Source organism: Vibrio sp. Vb339 (genome assembly GCF_902751245.1).
In the GTDB taxonomy this organism is placed as follows: Bacteria; Pseudomonadota; Gammaproteobacteria; order Enterobacterales; family Vibrionaceae; genus Vibrio; species Vibrio coralliirubri.
This window is the reverse complement of record NZ_CADDIS010000001.1, coordinates 530,269-546,031: the sequence shown is the minus strand read 5'-3', so window position 1 is coordinate 546,031 and position 15,763 is coordinate 530,269. Positions and strand designations below refer to the sequence as shown.

Genomic DNA, 15,763 nt, shown 5'->3' with positions numbered 1-15,763 from the left:
GTTAAAATGGTCATTATTTGCCCCATAGACTCACATTTGAGTCTTCAGCTTGTGAGCCAAATGCAACTATGTGTCATTAATCTTTGTTATAACGTTGTTCAAACTATTTTTTGAAGGACGGAATATGCAAAAAATAATTCTGATCACAGGGGCCACGGATGGCATTGGTTTAGAGACCGCAAAAGCACTAACACAGCAAGGGCACCATGTTCTGATTCATGGTCGCAACCCAGTTAAGGTCAATAAAGTCGTGACCGCTCTGTCTCGCCTGTCTAAGAATGCAATCATCGAAAGCTACATCGCAGACCTATCGACGCTCTCTGAAGTTGAGGCGCTCGCAACCCAAATCAAAAGCGATCACAAACGACTCGATATACTCATTAACAACGCAGGTGTGTATAAGGTGTCGGACATCACCACTCCAGACAATCTTGATGTGCGTTTTGTCGTAAACACCATTGCGCCGTATCTACTGACAAAAAAGCTGCTTCCTCTTTTTGATGCGACAGGTCGTATCGTCAACCTATCTTCAGCAGCCCAAGCCCCCGTCGATTTAGATGCATTGATTAGCCCGAATGCGGGTGAACTTGATGGTCCGGTTTACGCGCAAAGTAAGCTGGCGCTAACTATGTGGTCCATCGAATTAGCCAATACTCTTTTAGACAAGGGCACCGCAATTATCCCTGTAAACCCAGCCTCTTTCCTTGGCAGTAAATTGGTGAAAGATGCTTATGGCGTTGATGGAAACGATCTGGCGATTGGTGCCGATATTCTTTGTCGTGCTGCGCTCAGTGATGAGTTTGCCAACGCTTCCGGTCGATATTTTGATAATGATTCTGGGTTGTTCAAAGACCCGCACGCCGACGCATTAGACAAGAACAAGAACCACAAGCTGGTGACAGTGCTTGATCAATTACTCGAAGAAAAGCTGTGCGTTGCGAACTGATCATTCATTAGTAAAGAGACCACTAACACTCCCCACCACCACCACACACACAATCCAAGCCGCAGTTCTATCTATACAGACAAAGAACTGCGCGCTCTTTCGATTATTAAAATTTCTTTAATACTGATTCCCCGCTTTGCCCAATTATCACCCAAGATGCAGGTTGCTAAACTTGCCCTCGTCGAAACAACACAGGCTACGGCCGAGGGGCACTTATGCGTTTTGAAGGTAAAGTTTATCGTCCTTGGATGGAAGCAGAGAGCGTACTCATCCAGACAACATTGGGGTGCAGTAATAACCAATGTACCTTCTGCACGATGTTTGATGATAAGCGTTTCAAAGTAAGAGATATCAAAGACATCTTTGAAGATATTGATGCGGCGAGAAAGATCTACCCGCATGTTGAATCTATCTTTTTGGTCGATGGTAATGTGATGGCGATTAGAACCGAGATGCTGATTTCGATTCTGGATTACATCAAGATCACCTTCCCAGTGATCAAGAACATTTCTCTGTATTCAGGGTTCAATGACTTCCGCCGTAAGAGCTTGTCTGAATTAAAAGAGATTAAGTCGGCAGGTTTAAGCATGGCCTATTCCGGCTTGGAGTCCGGTGACCCAATTGTGCTTGAACGCATTCAAAAGCGCATGACGCGTGAGCATGCAATTGAAGGTATGAACCTAGCCCGTGAAGCAGACATCAAGGTGCTGGCTTCTTTCATCTTTGGTCTTGGCGGCAAAGAACGTTCTGTCGAGCATGCGATTAATACCACCAGCTTGCTGAACATCATGCAGCCGGATGCGATTGCACCAATGGCTTTAGCCGTTCAACCGGGATCGGTGTTGGAAAAAGAAGTAAACCGTGGCGAGTTTGTTTTACCAACGCCATTACAGATTCTGGAAGAAGAAAAATACTTGCTCGAAAACCTAGAAGATTTCGATTGCTACTACTGGGGCGACCACGGCAATAACATCTCACCAATGCGTGGTATGTTGCCTCAGGCTCGCAAGCCGTTTCTTGATAAGATCAATCAAGACATCGCGCATAACCCAATCACCAAGCAAAATGTTATTAAGACCTTTGCTTGGTAATAGCTCGATTTAATTCGTAACCAGTAAACGTAAACAGACCAAACGACAGGCGTTGCAACTCCATATTATGGAATAATCAAAGTCCAGCAGCGCCTAACGTATATCTTACTTTTTCAGATTCACAGCCCTACCTAAGCCAAAGCCGCTAACAACAAGTCAGTACTCGCTTCAACGTGAGCTGTAATCTCTTGTTCTGTGGGTGCAGGCATTCCCATCAACACACCCTCTCTGACACTCATCACCATACCAAGCCAAAGCTTAATTTTGGTTTGTGGTTCTTCAATATCGAATCGCTCACTGAAAAACTGAGCAAGCACGCGATCGGTATCATCTGGGCCAACGTCCATAAAACGACTAACTAATTCTGGAGACTTACTGCCTTCTGCTATCAACAGCTTAAAGGTCGCAATATGTTCGCTCGAAAGGTGAAACAAAACGAAGTCTTTTGCAAAGCCCAATAGCGCTTGTCGAGTATCGGCGTGTTGCAAATGCACCACCAACTTATCGTCTGTCTGGCTACCCATTTGTCTTAACGTCGCTTCAAACAACACATCTTTAGAAGAGAAGTAACGATAAAGCGTTTGCTTGGTCATTTCCGCTTCACTAGCGACTCGGTCCATGCTGGTTTGCACATAGCCTTCCGCGAGGAATATCTCCTTCGCCGCTTTTAAAATCGCGAGTCGTTTCTTCTCTTTATTCTGCTCAATCTTGCTCATTACTTCATCCACCCCAAAACAGAGATCATACTTTAAAGTATGATTTGTGTTGACTCAACCAATTTTTAAAATCATGCTCACCAGTATGATTTATTGATAGCAGATAATTGGATAGAGAAATGACGACAATGAACCTTCCTAAAATTGAAGCAAGAAACACACGAACCCTCGGCTTTACGCTCGCGATCGCAGGTGCCGTGTTAATGAGTATTGACCCAATCTTCATTCGTTATGCCGGTGTCAGCGGATTCGATACTGCCTTTTTGTTCGGCTTATTCAGCGCTATCTCGATGCCGATTTTGCTTAAGTTCAACGACAAACGTGGAATACGAAAAGCAGTCGTACAAAGCGGTTGGCCATTGTTAGCAGCGGGTATTCTTATGCTCGGCAGCGCTTCAGGCTTGGTGTTCAGCATCAAGATGACCTCGATTGCCAATACCTTTGTGATCCTCAGTGCAGCCCCTGCGGTTGCGGCTATTTTCAGCTGGTTAATCTTGAAAGAAGCCACCAGCCGTTCAACTCTGATTGCCATTGTTGCGGTAATGATCGGTATTGCGATTGTGGTTTCAGGTTCGTTTTCTTCAGGCAATTGGATGGGCGATGCGTTGGCTGTGTTCGCGGTGATCTGCCTTTCAATGATGTTTACCTTGCTGCGTAAATATCAAGACGTCAGCCGATTGGCGAGCGTTGGCCTAGGTGGTTTGTTGCTAGCAGTTGTGATGTTTTTCTTTGCAACGCCATCAAGCTACAGCGTTGAAACGTGGTTAATCATGGGCATGATGGGCTTGTTTACGGCTCCTGTCGGCCGAGTGTTATCTATGGTCGCAACGCGCCACATTACCGCGCCAGAGGTATCAATGACTCTGATGTTAGAAACCGTGTTAGCACCAGTTTGGGCGTTTATCTTCTTCACCGAGATCCCGCCAACAACCAGTATTGTCGGCGGTGTGGTGATCTTGATTACGATCTTCATCTACACCTTAGTGACGATGAAAAACCAAGAATAATTAAGAACTAATAAAGAGATAAATAGGAGCTGAATATGTCTGAAGAACTGAAATTTATTGGTCGAATTACTACGCCTTATCACTCGATTTCGGAGTGTCCGAATAATATCCAACCGGACAACGGTCCGATCTGTGAAATCATCTTAGATGACGTTTATCAGCAAGGTTTGCTCAGCTTAAACCGTGGCGACCACATCTTGATCTTGTATTGGTTAGAAGGTGCGAAACGAGACGAGTTAATACAAAGCTGGGATGAAGAGACGCCGACCAAAGGCACCTTTGCACTGCGTTCACCGCACAGACCAAACCCTATAGGTGCCGCCGTGCTACCGATTGAAAAAATCGAGAATGGCACCGTAAGCGTGAGAGGCTTAGATTGCTTGAACAACACACCACTGTTGGATATCAAGCCAGCGATCTATAGAGAGAAGGGATAAGCGAGAAATTGGTCTTCCTAAACCAAGATCGAGCTGTGTGTTAACGAAAGGTTGGTATCACGCATGCTTGATGAAAGCTTGGCTTAACTGCTGAAAGAGTGAGTCTACATTGGGAAGGGTTGTCAAATGCGCGGACAAGGGAGTATGAACCTGCGCGTCCACTACGGTTGGATTCCCGCAAACTTGATTATAAAAATTCACTGGCGCAACGATGTTTTCTAAGTCGACATCCAACAAGATACAGGCTTGCGAAAGTACAATTTGGCCGCCTCCTTGTTTAAGTAAAACACGCTGCGCAGTACCCACTAATTTTTGTTTGTTGATATTGAGATTATAGTCGCCATCACAATAAGAACCAGGAGTTGCGTGCACATCCACATCGATGCCCAGTTCTTTAAAAAACAGGGTTAATACATCACATAAATGTCGATACGCTTTTTGGATGTTGTAGGCTTCATCACGAGGCCAATGGTAAATGTGCGATAGGTTAATGATCCCCGGCAGTTGGGGAACGGGAGCACCACCCGTTTTACGTGAGGTGAGTTGCCAGCCTTGTGCAGCAAGTTGTTTTCTAGATTCCACCGTCACTGGCCACTTTTTACCTGCGGGCAAAACGAGTGTCGGCGTTTTTGCTTGCCACAGCATTAAGGCTTGTCCAATCTCACCCGCCTGAATTTGCTGCAATAATTCAGCTTCTTTTTCAAACGCACGATCAACATCAATGTGCGGGTAACGTACGAGTTTATTTGTTAACTTCAATGCACTTTCCTCTACAGACTGTGGTGACCTACCATTTCACGTTCTGAAGTGATTGATGATAGATAGAGCTATATAAGATAGAAACAGCGCCCAAATGTAGTTATTGGCGCCATAGTGTTTGTTAGTTGCCCATCTCAAAGTCGAGTGCTAACATTTGTACACACACCAATAAAGGAATACATCATGGACACTAGAATTCAATTTCGTGTTGATGAAGAAACAAAACGCCTAGCTCAACAGATGGCTGAGAGCCAAGGTCGTACACTGAGTGGTGCTTGCCGTGAGCTTACTGAGCAACTCGCAGAGCAACAAAGACAGACATTATCTCACGATGCATGGCTAACTGAACAAGTAAACCTAGCATTTGAGAAGTTTGACTCAGGAGAATCCGTTTTCGTTGAACACCAAACGGCTAAATCTCGAATGGAAGAACGCAAAGCCAGAATCCGTAATCGAGGTAAGCAATGATTTTATGGGAAGAAGAATCACTCAATGATCGTGAAAGGATCTTTGAGTTTATCTATGACTTCAACCCTGATGCGGCAGAGAACGCTGACAACCTCATTGAAACAAAAGTAGAAAACTTGCTTGAGCAGCCTCTAATGGGTGTACAGAGAGACGGCATTCGTGGACGATTACTTATAATTCCTGAGATTTCAATGATCGTCTCCTATTGGATAGAAGGCGACGTTATCCGAATTATGCGCGTACTGCACCAGAAACAAAAGTTCCCAATGGATTGATTACTTCCTCTGGTATGCCACTCATGCGTATAGATATTGATTCGTGTGGAGGTGCACATTATTGTCAAAGAGCGATCTAAATTATGCCTTGGCTATCTCCAAAACAGTCCGACACCTTTTCTCGATAACACTGGCTTCTGTCTAACAAGGTTGTCTGATATGGTGGCGGCAGAACTTCAGCAATTGTTTAGATAGTATTGAATATGAAAACACTAACCATACTTGATGGCGGCATGGGCCGAGAACTCAAAGAAATTGGCGCGCCATTTTCTCAACCACTTTGGAGTGCTCAAGCGCTGATTGAAGCACCCGAATTTGTTAGCCAAGCGCATCAAAACTTTGTCGATGCAGGTGCTGAAATCCTAATCACCAATAGCTACGCCTGTGTGCCTTTTCATTTGGGTGAAGAGCTGTTCAAACAACGAGGCTTTGAACTAGCCGCACTGTCTGGCGAACTGGCTAAAGCAGTTGCAGACAATGCTTCTCACACCGTGAAAGTGGCGGGCGCGATTCCACCGCCATTTGGCAGCTACCGACCAGACTTGTTTAAAGTCGAAGAAGCCGCGCCAATCATTCAAACGCTTTACGATGCTCAAGACCCAAACATCGATCTTTGGATAGCGGAAACCATCTGTAGCCTGCAAGAATTCGATTCCATTCATGCGGTACTTAAGCAGTCCGATAAGCCGTGTTATTACGCATTCAGTTTGGAAGATACCAAGGGCGATTCTGCCAAAATTCGTTCAGGCGAGAGCGTAACAGATGCCATCAAACTTGCCTGCCAATCGAACGCGACAGGCATTATGTTTAACTGCTCAGTGCCTGAAGTGATGGACCAAGCCATTATCGATGCCAAGAAGGTGATCGATGAGCTAGGCCGTGATTTAGACATTGGTGTCTACGCCAATAACTTTGCGCCTATCAGCAGCGAACATGAAGCGAATGATATGTTTCAAGAAATGCGTGAGCTGGATGGCCAAGGTTACTTAGCTTACGCAAAACGCTGGCATGCACTGGGCGCAAATATCGTAGGTGGCTGTTGTGGCATTGGGCCAAAACACATTCAAGCCCTAGCCGATTGGAAACACTCAATACAGAGCTAATCTTGAGCTTCAACTAGAATAAAATAAATAGAGAACAGGTTGAGAAATCTGTTCTCTATTTGTATGTGGCGTCTCTGAGTACACTGATACAAAACAACGATTTGGAGTAACTGATGAGCGACACGCAACGCAAAATTAAATGGGGCATCGCAGGGCTAGGCAATATCGCCAATCGATTCGCAACCGCAGTCACAGAGCACTGTCTGCATGGTGAACTGTATGCTGTTGCCGCCAGAGATCACTCACGTGCAGCCACGTTCGCCAACAAGTTTGGTTGCGACAAGGCTTATGGTTCTTATGAAGAAATGGCGAATGACCCAAATGTTGAAGCGGTTTACATCGCTACGGTTCACCCATACCACCAGCCACTCGCCGAACTGTTTCTAAAGAATAAAAAACATGTATTGGTTGAGAAGCCGGCTTTTACCAACCTTGCTGACTGGCTTGAGATGAAAGCCCTCGCCAAGCAAAATGGCGTGATGCTGTTAGAAGCGATGAAAACTGTGGTGTTTCCCGCGTATCGTGAGCTCCAATCATTCTTGGTCGACAACCACATTCAGATAGACTCAATCGAAGCCAGCTTTGGTAACCAGCACGACTATGATCCCGATTTGTTTATCTTCAATCCGGATTTATCAGGCGGAGCAACACTCGATGTCGGCGTCTATGGGCTTTGGTTCTTCTACGATCTGTGTCGAACGCTGGGTATGAACCCTTCAAAACCTCAGGTAGAGATGTCGTGTCTTTATGAGGGGGCGAATGTTGATACCAATGCGTGCTTTACCTTCTCTGGCGATATGAACGGTAAGATATCGGCATCAACAGTGCAAAACCTTCCCCGCTCAGCACACTTGAGTGGACCTGATACTAAGATCACCATCCACGAAAAATGGTGGAATCCGGCCTTTATTGAGATAGAACATCAAGGCCAAAAGTCGACCATCAACTACCGAGTGACAGGGAATGGGTTCGAGTTTGAAATCGACCATTTTTCAGAGTTAGTCCTTCAGGGCAAAACTGAATCGAATATCCTAAGCTCAGAGATAACCTCTCTAGTTCTCGACACGATGGAAAACGCACTGATTGACTCTGGCTATCCACATTTAACTCAACCTCGTCGTTAGGAAAAGCAAATTGGGCAACCTTAAGCGCAAGCTTGAACTGTATGAAAAGATATTTCAGGCTTTTGGGCCTGGAGTATCACATTGTCAGGTCAACCAACTGGCCACACTGCTGCACGTGAGTGAACGTCACGTTCAGACCTTACTCAAAGCGATGACAGCACAAGGCTGGATTGAGTGGCAAGCTAGCTCAGGCCGCAGCAAGAAGGCACAACTCACGTGTCTGGTTGAACCCATTGAGGCGTGTTACCAATACGCACAAACCCAAGCTGACGCAGGCAACATAGAACAGGTGTTTAGCACCTTGAGCTTCAATGGCCGCAATGCTGGCGCTGAGTTGCAAGCCTTTCTAAGCAATACCAATCCGTCGGCGCAAAATATCGCGTACATCCCTTTTCACCGAGAACTCGAGGCGCTTCACCCTCAACGAGTACTTAGACGCACCGAACGTTTCTTAGTGATGCAAGTTTGCCAACGCCTAACCTCCGTTAAGCACGGCAAACTCAGCGGCGATCTAGCGTATCATTGGCAGCCTAATCTAGATGCGACACAGTGGCACTTTCAGATTCGCAATGGTGTTCACTTTCATAACGGTCGAACGCTTGAACCTCAAGACATAGCACGCAACCTTAACTCTCTCTGCCAAAGCAAAATATGGCGTCGCTGTTATCAGCATATTGATGAGGTCTCTGTCTCGGCAGGCAATGTGGTTGTCGTGAAATTGAATCAACCTGATTGGCATTTACCGCGCCTACTTGCTAGGGCTGAAGCCTCCGTATTCGATCACCCATCACCGACTGATAGGCTGATTGGATCTGGCGCGTTCTCATTAGACATCTTCTCAAGCAAGATGTTGAGATTGAGCCGCAATAGCGCCTATTCACACAACACGCCGATTCTCAATCGAGTCGAGTTGTGGGTCTACCCGGAATGGGCACAGAGCAAAGCCTGCGCTCAAAATCAGGTGTGCGTGAAACTGCCCGAGAAAACGACCACCGTGCGTGGCGATGACCATGCTTCCCAACCGGATTTCGGCTCAACGTTTTTCAAGGTTCAGAACCCAACATTAACTAAGTCAGTTCGTGAATTCACCGTTGAAGACACCTCTGAATGCCAAGCCCTTTTCGATCAGTTGTCAGTGTCTGGCGACCACAAAACCAGCGTCGAATATGGGCACTACCTAACTAACTACCTAACTACTAAAGACGTCGCGCTATGCAGCATTATTGATGAGAATGACACCTTCACTTCGTGGTTAAGCTTCTTCAGTCGCTTCCCGTTTGAGGACTTAGCGCTGCCTGCTGAGATGCTAGAGAAAATCGAACAAGGCTCAGCCTCAATAAGAAACCAGCCCAACGTTAAGTTAGCGATGAATACACTGTTGGAACTCAAGCATTGGTTGAATGACTCTGGGGTTGTGGTTGAGCTCAAGCAAGAGGCGTTCAACTTAGAGGTTTCAGAAAAGATACACGGCGCGCAAGTGAATGGTTTCGGTTGGTGCGAACTCGATCAGTTGTGGATTAACCATTTGTAAATCTAGCCATGTTCAAAAATAAGTCATTAGGCACAGCGACTTATCTTTAACACTCCCCTGCCAATAGCAAAGAAATGGGGTGCTAATGTACTCTCGAAGTGAGACTCAACAAATATAAGCACAAACTAAATAGATCCAATAAGAAGGTAAGCCATGACTCGACACCTAACAGGCTCATTACTGTTTCTTTGCGTACTCTCTTTTAACAGCATGGCGAGCACCCAATGCGACGTACTTACAGGCTGTGAAAAGAAGTTCTGTGAGATCGAATATCAGATAAAGAAAGCGGAACAGTACGACAATAAGTACAAAGTAGAGCGATTAACAAAAGCGTTGAAAGCCGCGAAAGAGAACTGCACCAATGAAGGTTTGAAGGATGATCTCCGTGAGAAGATTGAATCCAATGAACAAGATTTAGCTGAATACCAAGCCGATTTAGAAGAAGCAAAAAGAGATGAAAGAGCGGATAAGATTCGAAAGTATGAGGGTAAGATCGAAAAAGAACTGCGTAAAATCGATGAATTGAAACAAGAGCTGGCTAAGATCCCTTAATCGATAATTGAAACAAAAATGGTCTTACTGCTTAGTAAGACCATTTAGAAAATACCGCTTTAGGACGACTTCAGAATCAACCTAGCCAACGCCAGGCGTTATTATCCTACCAGCGCCAATTCAGACTCTTTATAAATCCGGCTAGCCACTTTGTATGCCGCCGGAGACGTTAGTGTTTCTTTGCATCTGCGCTTAAACTGCTCGACTTCAATCGTTTGTTCCTCCAGTAAATAGTACAACTCAGTCAAATAGTTGGCTTCAAACACAGCTTGACCAAGTGGTGTGCATTCGTATCGGCTCGACTCTTGGTAGCCAATTGCAGTCAACACAGATTCTGGCAGCTCCCAGAACTTAGCAATGGTGTAAGTCAGGCGAATAGAGTAGCTGTTCATCAGGCGCTTCAATGCTAACGAGTTAGGTGGAACAGAAGGATCAACATGCTTGAAGGCTTCTACCATCATCTGGAAAATGATCATCTTGCCTAAGTTGCGAATCAACCCAACAAAGTACGCCGCCGCTTGATCTTCTTGAGATGAAGAGTCTTTCATCAACTCCTTAGAAAACGACGCAGTCTGAACACTGTGATTCCAAATTTTCTCACCGAAGTGACGCCAGTAAATATTGTTCCCCGGCGTGAAGTTCTTCATGTAGCTATTCACCACCCCTTCAACAAGCCCTTGAGATCCCATATTGAGGAATGCTGTTTTTAGGTCGGTAACCTGTTTTTCATTGCGTTTGTAAAAGGCGCTATTTGCCAACTTAATTACATCGGCAGCCATACTCGGCTCACGCTCAATCACTCTTAACAGTGCATCGACATCAAACTCATCGCTCTGTAATTCTGCCATTAACGTGGTCACAGAGGCTGGCATCACAGGCAGTTCATTAAGCAAGGCTTTTGGAGAGCGAATCAAGCGTTCGATCTGACAAGCGACAAAATCACTAAATGGGTCTGACTCCGTGCGAAGGCGAGACTCTCCAAACAAATAATCAAGGAACTCACCATCATGAAGGCTAAGCGTCTTATCGACGATCAATGATGATGGTTGATCGGACGACGGCGGAACAAAAATTGAAGACTGAACAGAATCAGTAGCAACGGTTTGTTGTTGCTCTTGTTGGGCAGGCTCTGCAGAGGGTTTGTTTTTTGAATCAACAAAAGGTGAGAATAGTGCCTGCAATACCCTTTTAAACATCAATACGGCTCCTAGATGATTATCAAACAATTCGGGATATATAACGGCGGTGATTATCGCACAGTTAATTCATAAACCACACAATGACAAATGAATCATTAATTTCTCAGCTGTATAGGATCTGTTACTCAACAGGCTGCGAGACTGTGCCTACCAGCACTCACTAGAAACAAAAAAGCGAGCACATAACGCTTGCTCGCTCTTATATAGGTTAGATGCATGACAATATCTAAAGTTAACTCTGGGCTACTTCTAGTACGATCTTACCGACGTGTTTTTTCTTCAAAAATTCATCTTGTGCAGTATGAATTTCAGCCAACGGGAAAGACTGTGCAACGATAGCGCCAATCTGCTGCTTCTCAATACGGTTGATTAGATTCTGGAATACTTGTGGTTCTAAAACCGTGCAACCAAAAAAACTGAGATCCTTGAGATACAAAGTGCGAACATCAAGCTCAACCATAGCGCCACCAATCGCGCCAGATACGGCATAACGACCGTGTGGTTTCAGCACTTCAAGGAATTCCGGCCACTTATCACCGGCGACTAAGTCGATAACCACATTCACACTGCTTTCGCCTAGCGCTTTAACCAAATCCGCATCACGAGCAATCACTTCATCAGCGCCAAGTTCAAGTAACTGTTGGTTCTTGCTTGGGCTAGTGATGGCAATAACATACGCGCCGCGAGCTTTTGCTAGCTGAATAGCCGCAGAGCCCACACCGCCCGATGCACCTGAGATAAGCACGCGATCACCTTCAACCACATTCGAGCGAGTGAACATGTTCTCTGCTGTTGAGTAAGAACATGGGAAAGACGCTAGCTCAACATCCGACATAGAACTGTTCACCGCGTAAGCATGCTTAGCTGCTACTTTGGTGTATTCAGCGAAACCACCATCGCACTCAGAACCGAAATACCATGGCTGTGGCAGATCTCGTCCATATACTTCTGTTAAACAAGGTTCAATCAGAACACGCTCACCAATACGCTCAGCCGAAACTTCGTTACCAACGGCTACGATGAAACCACACACGTCAGCACCTTGGATTCGAGGAAATTTCAACGCTTCACCCGACCAACTGGCATCGTCTGAATCGTCACTTTTTGAGTACCAACCGATTCGTGTGTTGATATCTGTATTATTAACACCTGCTGCCATGACTTTGATCAGCACTTCATTAGGTTCAATTTGAGGAACAGCGATATCTTCGCGGTAGCCCAGCATTTCTGCTCCGCCGTGACCTAGCATCTCTGCACCTTTCATTGTTTTTGGTATCTCGAAATTCATACTGTTTCCTTGAGTAATTTTGTCACCATATTCTGTGCCGATGCCACTGCTTCTTCGCCTAAGACTGGCCACGCGCTTGATACGCCTTCATGAAGTAAAAACAGCGGTGTCGCGAGATCCTCTCGCAGGCTCTGCTTGCCTATTAGCAAACGAACTTGTTCTTTATGCTGTGTAACCGCTTGGCTGATAAGCTCATTATCGGGAAACGCGGCCATCGCATTCATCGACATACACCCGTGCGGCGCATATTCTTCTAACCATTGTTGGAGCTTGTTGAAGATATGAGTAACCGATTCGAGCCCCTTTTCAGGCGACGTTTCCAACAAGAAATCTAGGTAACGTTGGTGTCGATACTCCAAGGCACCAACGATCATCGCTTCTTTTGAAGGGAAGTGTTTATACAAGGTTCTTAGGCTTACATCGCACGCTGTTTTCAGCTGTGCAACGCTCGGCTCAGCGAAACCTTGTTGGCTGAACGCTACTTCAAGGCTTGCTGCAATCTGTTCTCTCAACATAGTGCTCTCTCAATACCCGACAAAGGGTAGAATGATTGTTCTACTTACAGAGTAGAACGATCACTCTACCCCTGTCAATATCCAAATTTACAAACCAAGAAATGATAAATTCCGCGCCAAAGAGGACGCGGAATTTATCAATATGAATGAGAGACTTACCGTTAAATCTAGAGTCGGCTGTGTATCGTCACCAACACAGACAAAGCGCCGCAAAGTACCAACACCCCCTAAATTTTGAACCATTCCCGCTAAAGCGAGCCCTGAGCCAATCAAGGTGTAGTACATCAAACCAAATAGTGCACCTGCACTTCCCGCTTGAGATTGGTAGCCAACTAATTCGCGACTCAACACATTGGGAATCGCAATACCAAATGCCATGACCACCAGCAGCATCATCAGAATTAAAAACCATATTGAGTGTTGTGAAAAATAGACACCCACCGCATCTATCGTTTGAAGCCTTGCCAGTAGCGAAGTGATCGGGTGCTAATGTACTCTCGAAGTGAGACTCAATAAATATAAGCACAAACTAAATAGACCCAATAAGAAGGTAAACCATCACTAGACACCTAAAAGGCTGATTACTGTTTCTTTGCGCATTCTCTTTTAACAGCATGGCGAGCACCCAATACGATGCACTTGTAGGATGTGAGAAGAAGTTCTGTGAGATCGAAAATCAAATAAAGAAAGCTGAGCAGTACGACAATCAGTACAAAGTGGAGCGATTAACAAAAGCGTTGAAAGCCTCGAAAGAGAACTGCGTAAAATCTATAACTTGAAGTAAAAACAGGCTAAGATCCCTTAATAGATAATTGGAAAAATAATGGTCTTACTTCTTAGTAAGACCATTTAACTTGTATCTTCAGGTTGAACGGAGCTAGTCTCTCTAGGTTTGAAAGTTAACTACGATCGCACATCTATATAAACCGTATGATAGCCTTTCCCTTGCCCATCATTTGCTACTAGCTGTACTCTATAAACTCCAGATTTTTTGAAGGTTACTTCTGTTGACAATTTATTCTGAGATGAGAATTCAACGTTTTTAGGGTCACCATACTTAAAGTAAGTGGTTTTGTTATTTTTACCTTCACCGGTAGGATATTTATCTACATCATTAGGTATTACAGTCCATTTTAATTCGAAATCATCTCCATCTTTGTCAAAAACATTACCGCTAAGAGATATAGTATCACTAACATTCAAATCTAGGACTTGATCTTCTCCAGCATATACATCTGGTGGGATGTTTGTGGATTGTTTAATAGTCGTTTCACTAGATGATCCATCAACCACTGCAGTTAATGGTTTATCACCTACGGTAAAATTACGGAAGTAGACTGAATCAAAATCCACATCATTAATCACTACAGGTTTCTCGCCATTTTCTAAGCTTACATTATCGAAAACAAAGTCTTTAATTGGGGTTGTATCTGTTCCTTCTAGTAACATAGGCTTTATTGACCAACCGCCAGTAATATTTTCAAAACGAATGTCTTTATAAATAGGATCTCGATTGTAGGCAACACTCTTGTGGTCATAATTAGTAGTAATTTCTATCATTGTTAGTTTTTTACTATTTTCTGGCACATCTGCTAAATCCTCAATATTCATATTACGTACACGGATATGCTCGTATTGTGCCCCTCTATTTTTATTGGTTTTGAAATAGAATCCTTTACGTAAATTTTTAGCAACCGCATCTTCTATAAATATATTTCTAACTCCACCAGAAGCCTCTGAACCAAGTGCAACCGCATCATCAGCTAAGAATTTTACATTTTGTACTACGATATTTGAACTAGGTATTCTTTTCTTAAGACCATCAAGGTCTCGGCCTGATTTAATTGCAATTGCATCATCACCAGTATCAAAAACAACATCATGAATATGAACATTGCTGGTTGCCTCTATATCAATACCATCATTGTTTTTATTCAAGGATTGCATCGTTATATCACGTACAGTAATATTATTAGACATATAGAAATGATTTACCCAAAATGGAGCATCTATAATGTTAACACCTTCCAAAAGAATATCTTCTGAGTCATAAAACATAATAAATGCAGGACGCAGTAAATCAGCTTCTTCGTATTTCCGCTCCCAGATTGGAGCTATGGAGTTATTTTGTGCCCTTAACTTAGTCTCGGCATCACTCTTTGGTGAACCAGACACTCGTTTTAGAGATTCGTCTTTTGCCTTTTGTACCCAAGTAGACCAACTTTCTTCCGCTTGACCATTAAGAGTACCAGAACCTGTGATTGCTACGTTTTTCTTTTGATACGCATAAATTGCAGGCGCAAAGTTATATAGGTCTACACCTTCATACCTAGTTAATACTTGTGGGAGATAGCTACTATAATTTGTAGAGAATAGTATTTCAGCCCCTTCTTCTAGATGAAAGTTAACATTATTTTCTAGAAAAATCGGCCCATCAACTAAAAACGTACCAGAAGGGATAATTACTTTTCCTCCACCATATCGAGAGACATCACGAATTGCTCTTTGTATAGACTCTCTTGCATCAGTTTTTCCATCACTAATTGCTCCATACAAATCATCTGTTACTTTAATATTATAATCTTGAAATGTTGGAACTGTTATATTAGACAATATAACAGGAACTTGAGCCCAAGATCCTTGGTAATTGTTTTCACTCTCAGATTGAGCAGCAAAACAATTACTCGAAGCCAGCGCAGCTGCTATCGAAAAAATTAAAAATGACCTTTTCATATAAATGTTCCCTTTTATT

The 15,763-nt window shown here is 44.1% G+C and carries 16 protein-coding genes and 2 pseudogenes; 11 read left to right on the top strand and 7 right to left on the bottom strand.

Translation table 11 applies throughout. From position 1 onward, the window contains the following. Window positions 1-124 precede the first annotated feature (124 nt). Window positions 125-946 (top strand): SDR family NAD(P)-dependent oxidoreductase, encoded by an 822-nt coding sequence (locus HRQ85_RS02490; protein WP_172378590.1) that lies wholly within the window; start codon window positions 125-127, stop codon window positions 944-946. 215 nt (window positions 947-1,161) lie between these two features. After that, window positions 1,162-2,037, top strand: a complete 876-nt coding sequence (locus HRQ85_RS02485) for a radical SAM protein (protein ID WP_172378589.1) — start codon at window positions 1,162-1,164, stop codon at window positions 2,035-2,037. 131 nt (window positions 2,038-2,168) lie between these two features. On the opposite strand, the gene HRQ85_RS02480 is transcribed toward HRQ85_RS02485, so the two are convergent. Then, the gene (locus HRQ85_RS02480) at window positions 2,169-2,753 is read right to left on the bottom strand and encodes a TetR/AcrR family transcriptional regulator (protein ID WP_172378588.1); all 585 of its coding nucleotides are present in this window, start codon (window positions 2,751-2,753) and stop codon (window positions 2,169-2,171) included. 119 nt (window positions 2,754-2,872) lie between these two features. Here HRQ85_RS02480 and HRQ85_RS02475 point away from each other — a divergent pair, with 119 nt between their 5' ends. Both HRQ85_RS02475 and HRQ85_RS02470 read left to right on the top strand, forming a co-directional pair. Then, a complete protein-coding gene (locus HRQ85_RS02475; RefSeq protein ID WP_172378587.1) occupies window positions 2,873-3,760 on the top strand; it encodes a DMT family transporter in 888 nt (295 codons plus the stop codon). A 35-nt stretch (window positions 3,761-3,795) separates the two neighbouring features. Further along, window positions 3,796-4,197: an SAM-dependent methyltransferase gene (locus HRQ85_RS02470; RefSeq protein WP_172378586.1), complete on the top strand. Its 402-nt coding sequence runs from the start codon at window positions 3,796-3,798 to the stop codon at window positions 4,195-4,197. A 57-nt stretch (window positions 4,198-4,254) separates the two neighbouring features. Here HRQ85_RS02470 and HRQ85_RS02465 read toward each other — a convergent pair whose 3' ends face one another. Beyond that, on the bottom strand, window positions 4,255-4,956 hold the full coding sequence (locus HRQ85_RS02465) for a lipoate--protein ligase family protein (RefSeq protein ID WP_172378585.1): 702 nt from the start codon (window positions 4,954-4,956) through the stop codon (window positions 4,255-4,257). A gap of 183 nt (window positions 4,957-5,139) precedes the next feature. On the opposite strand from HRQ85_RS02465, the gene HRQ85_RS02460 reads away from it, so the two are divergent. From HRQ85_RS02460 to HRQ85_RS02435, 6 genes are all read left to right on the top strand, one after another. Further along, complete coding sequence (locus HRQ85_RS02460; RefSeq protein WP_017059448.1) at window positions 5,140-5,424, top strand: hypothetical protein; 285 nt, start codon at window positions 5,140-5,142, stop codon at window positions 5,422-5,424. Then, window positions 5,421-5,699, top strand: coding sequence for a type II toxin-antitoxin system RelE/ParE family toxin (locus HRQ85_RS02455; protein ID WP_048610373.1), 279 nt, complete (start codon window positions 5,421-5,423; stop codon window positions 5,697-5,699). Before HRQ85_RS02460 ends, HRQ85_RS02455 begins: the two co-directional genes overlap by 4 nt. Window positions 5,700-5,902: 203 nt before the next feature. After that, window positions 5,903-6,802, top strand: a complete 900-nt coding sequence (locus HRQ85_RS02450) for a homocysteine S-methyltransferase family protein (protein WP_172378584.1) — start codon at window positions 5,903-5,905, stop codon at window positions 6,800-6,802. 113 nt (window positions 6,803-6,915) lie between these two features. After that, entirely contained in the window at window positions 6,916-7,926 is a 1,011-nt protein-coding gene (locus tag HRQ85_RS02445) for a Gfo/Idh/MocA family protein (RefSeq protein WP_172378583.1), read from the top strand. Between the two features lie 10 nt (window positions 7,927-7,936). After that, on the top strand, window positions 7,937-9,457 hold the full coding sequence (locus HRQ85_RS02440; RefSeq protein WP_172378582.1) for an SgrR family transcriptional regulator: 1,521 nt from the start codon (window positions 7,937-7,939) through the stop codon (window positions 9,455-9,457). Between the two features lie 153 nt (window positions 9,458-9,610). After that, complete coding sequence (locus HRQ85_RS02435) at window positions 9,611-10,009, top strand: DUF1090 domain-containing protein (protein WP_172378581.1); 399 nt, start codon at window positions 9,611-9,613, stop codon at window positions 10,007-10,009. A 101-nt stretch (window positions 10,010-10,110) separates the two neighbouring features. Here HRQ85_RS02435 and HRQ85_RS02430 read toward each other — a convergent pair whose 3' ends face one another. The 4 genes and pseudogenes from HRQ85_RS02430 to HRQ85_RS02415 all read right to left on the bottom strand — a co-directional run. Then, window positions 10,111-11,205: an HDOD domain-containing protein gene (locus tag HRQ85_RS02430; protein WP_172378580.1), complete on the bottom strand. Its 1,095-nt coding sequence runs from the start codon at window positions 11,203-11,205 to the stop codon at window positions 10,111-10,113. Between the two features lie 235 nt (window positions 11,206-11,440). Beyond that, window positions 11,441-12,496 carry an alcohol dehydrogenase family protein gene (locus HRQ85_RS02425; protein WP_172378579.1) on the bottom strand — a complete coding sequence of 352 codons (1,056 nt, stop codon included), beginning with the start codon at window positions 12,494-12,496 and terminating at the stop codon, window positions 11,441-11,443. Next, on the bottom strand, window positions 12,493-13,011 hold the full coding sequence (locus HRQ85_RS02420) for a TetR/AcrR family transcriptional regulator (RefSeq protein WP_017085532.1): 519 nt from the start codon (window positions 13,009-13,011) through the stop codon (window positions 12,493-12,495). The genes HRQ85_RS02425 and HRQ85_RS02420 overlap by 4 nt, the downstream gene beginning before the upstream one ends. Before the next feature lie 167 nt (window positions 13,012-13,178). After that, window positions 13,179-13,476 (bottom strand): annotated as a pseudogene (locus HRQ85_RS02415) (MFS transporter); the annotation flags it as partial. A 149-nt stretch (window positions 13,477-13,625) separates the two neighbouring features. Between HRQ85_RS02415 and HRQ85_RS02410 the strand changes: the two are divergent. After that, window positions 13,626-13,772, top strand: a pseudogene (locus HRQ85_RS02410) (DUF1090 family protein); the annotation flags it as partial. 142 nt (window positions 13,773-13,914) lie between these two features. Here HRQ85_RS02410 and HRQ85_RS02405 read toward each other — a convergent pair. Continuing rightward, window positions 13,915-15,744, bottom strand: a complete 1,830-nt coding sequence (locus HRQ85_RS02405; protein WP_172378578.1) for a glycoside hydrolase family 28 protein — start codon at window positions 15,742-15,744, stop codon at window positions 13,915-13,917. Window positions 15,745-15,763 lie beyond the last annotated feature (19 nt).

Coding starts and splice junctions, on each gene's coding strand:
- HRQ85_RS02460 (WP_017059448.1), top strand. CDS start 5,140: ATGGACACTAGAATTCAATTTCGTGTTGATGAAGAAACAAAACGCCTA.
- HRQ85_RS02470 (WP_172378586.1), top strand. CDS start 3,796: ATGTCTGAAGAACTGAAATTTATTGGTCGAATTACTACGCCTTATCAC.
- HRQ85_RS02490 (WP_172378590.1), top strand. CDS start 125: ATGCAAAAAATAATTCTGATCACAGGGGCCACGGATGGCATTGGTTTA.
- HRQ85_RS02420 (WP_017085532.1), bottom strand. CDS start 13,011: ATGTTGAGAGAACAGATTGCAGCAAGCCTTGAAGTAGCGTTCAGCCAA.
- HRQ85_RS02450 (WP_172378584.1), top strand. CDS start 5,903: ATGAAAACACTAACCATACTTGATGGCGGCATGGGCCGAGAACTCAAA.
- HRQ85_RS02475 (WP_172378587.1), top strand. CDS start 2,873: ATGACGACAATGAACCTTCCTAAAATTGAAGCAAGAAACACACGAACC.
- HRQ85_RS02485 (WP_172378589.1), top strand. CDS start 1,162: ATGCGTTTTGAAGGTAAAGTTTATCGTCCTTGGATGGAAGCAGAGAGC.
- HRQ85_RS02480 (WP_172378588.1), bottom strand. CDS start 2,753: ATGAGCAAGATTGAGCAGAATAAAGAGAAGAAACGACTCGCGATTTTA.
- HRQ85_RS02445 (WP_172378583.1), top strand. CDS start 6,916: ATGAGCGACACGCAACGCAAAATTAAATGGGGCATCGCAGGGCTAGGC.
- HRQ85_RS02430 (WP_172378580.1), bottom strand. CDS start 11,205: ATGTTTAAAAGGGTATTGCAGGCACTATTCTCACCTTTTGTTGATTCA.
- HRQ85_RS02435 (WP_172378581.1), top strand. CDS start 9,611: ATGACTCGACACCTAACAGGCTCATTACTGTTTCTTTGCGTACTCTCT.
- HRQ85_RS02455 (WP_048610373.1), top strand. CDS start 5,421: ATGATTTTATGGGAAGAAGAATCACTCAATGATCGTGAAAGGATCTTT.
- HRQ85_RS02425 (WP_172378579.1), bottom strand. CDS start 12,496: ATGAATTTCGAGATACCAAAAACAATGAAAGGTGCAGAGATGCTAGGT.
- HRQ85_RS02405 (WP_172378578.1), bottom strand. CDS start 15,744: ATGAAAAGGTCATTTTTAATTTTTTCGATAGCAGCTGCGCTGGCTTCG.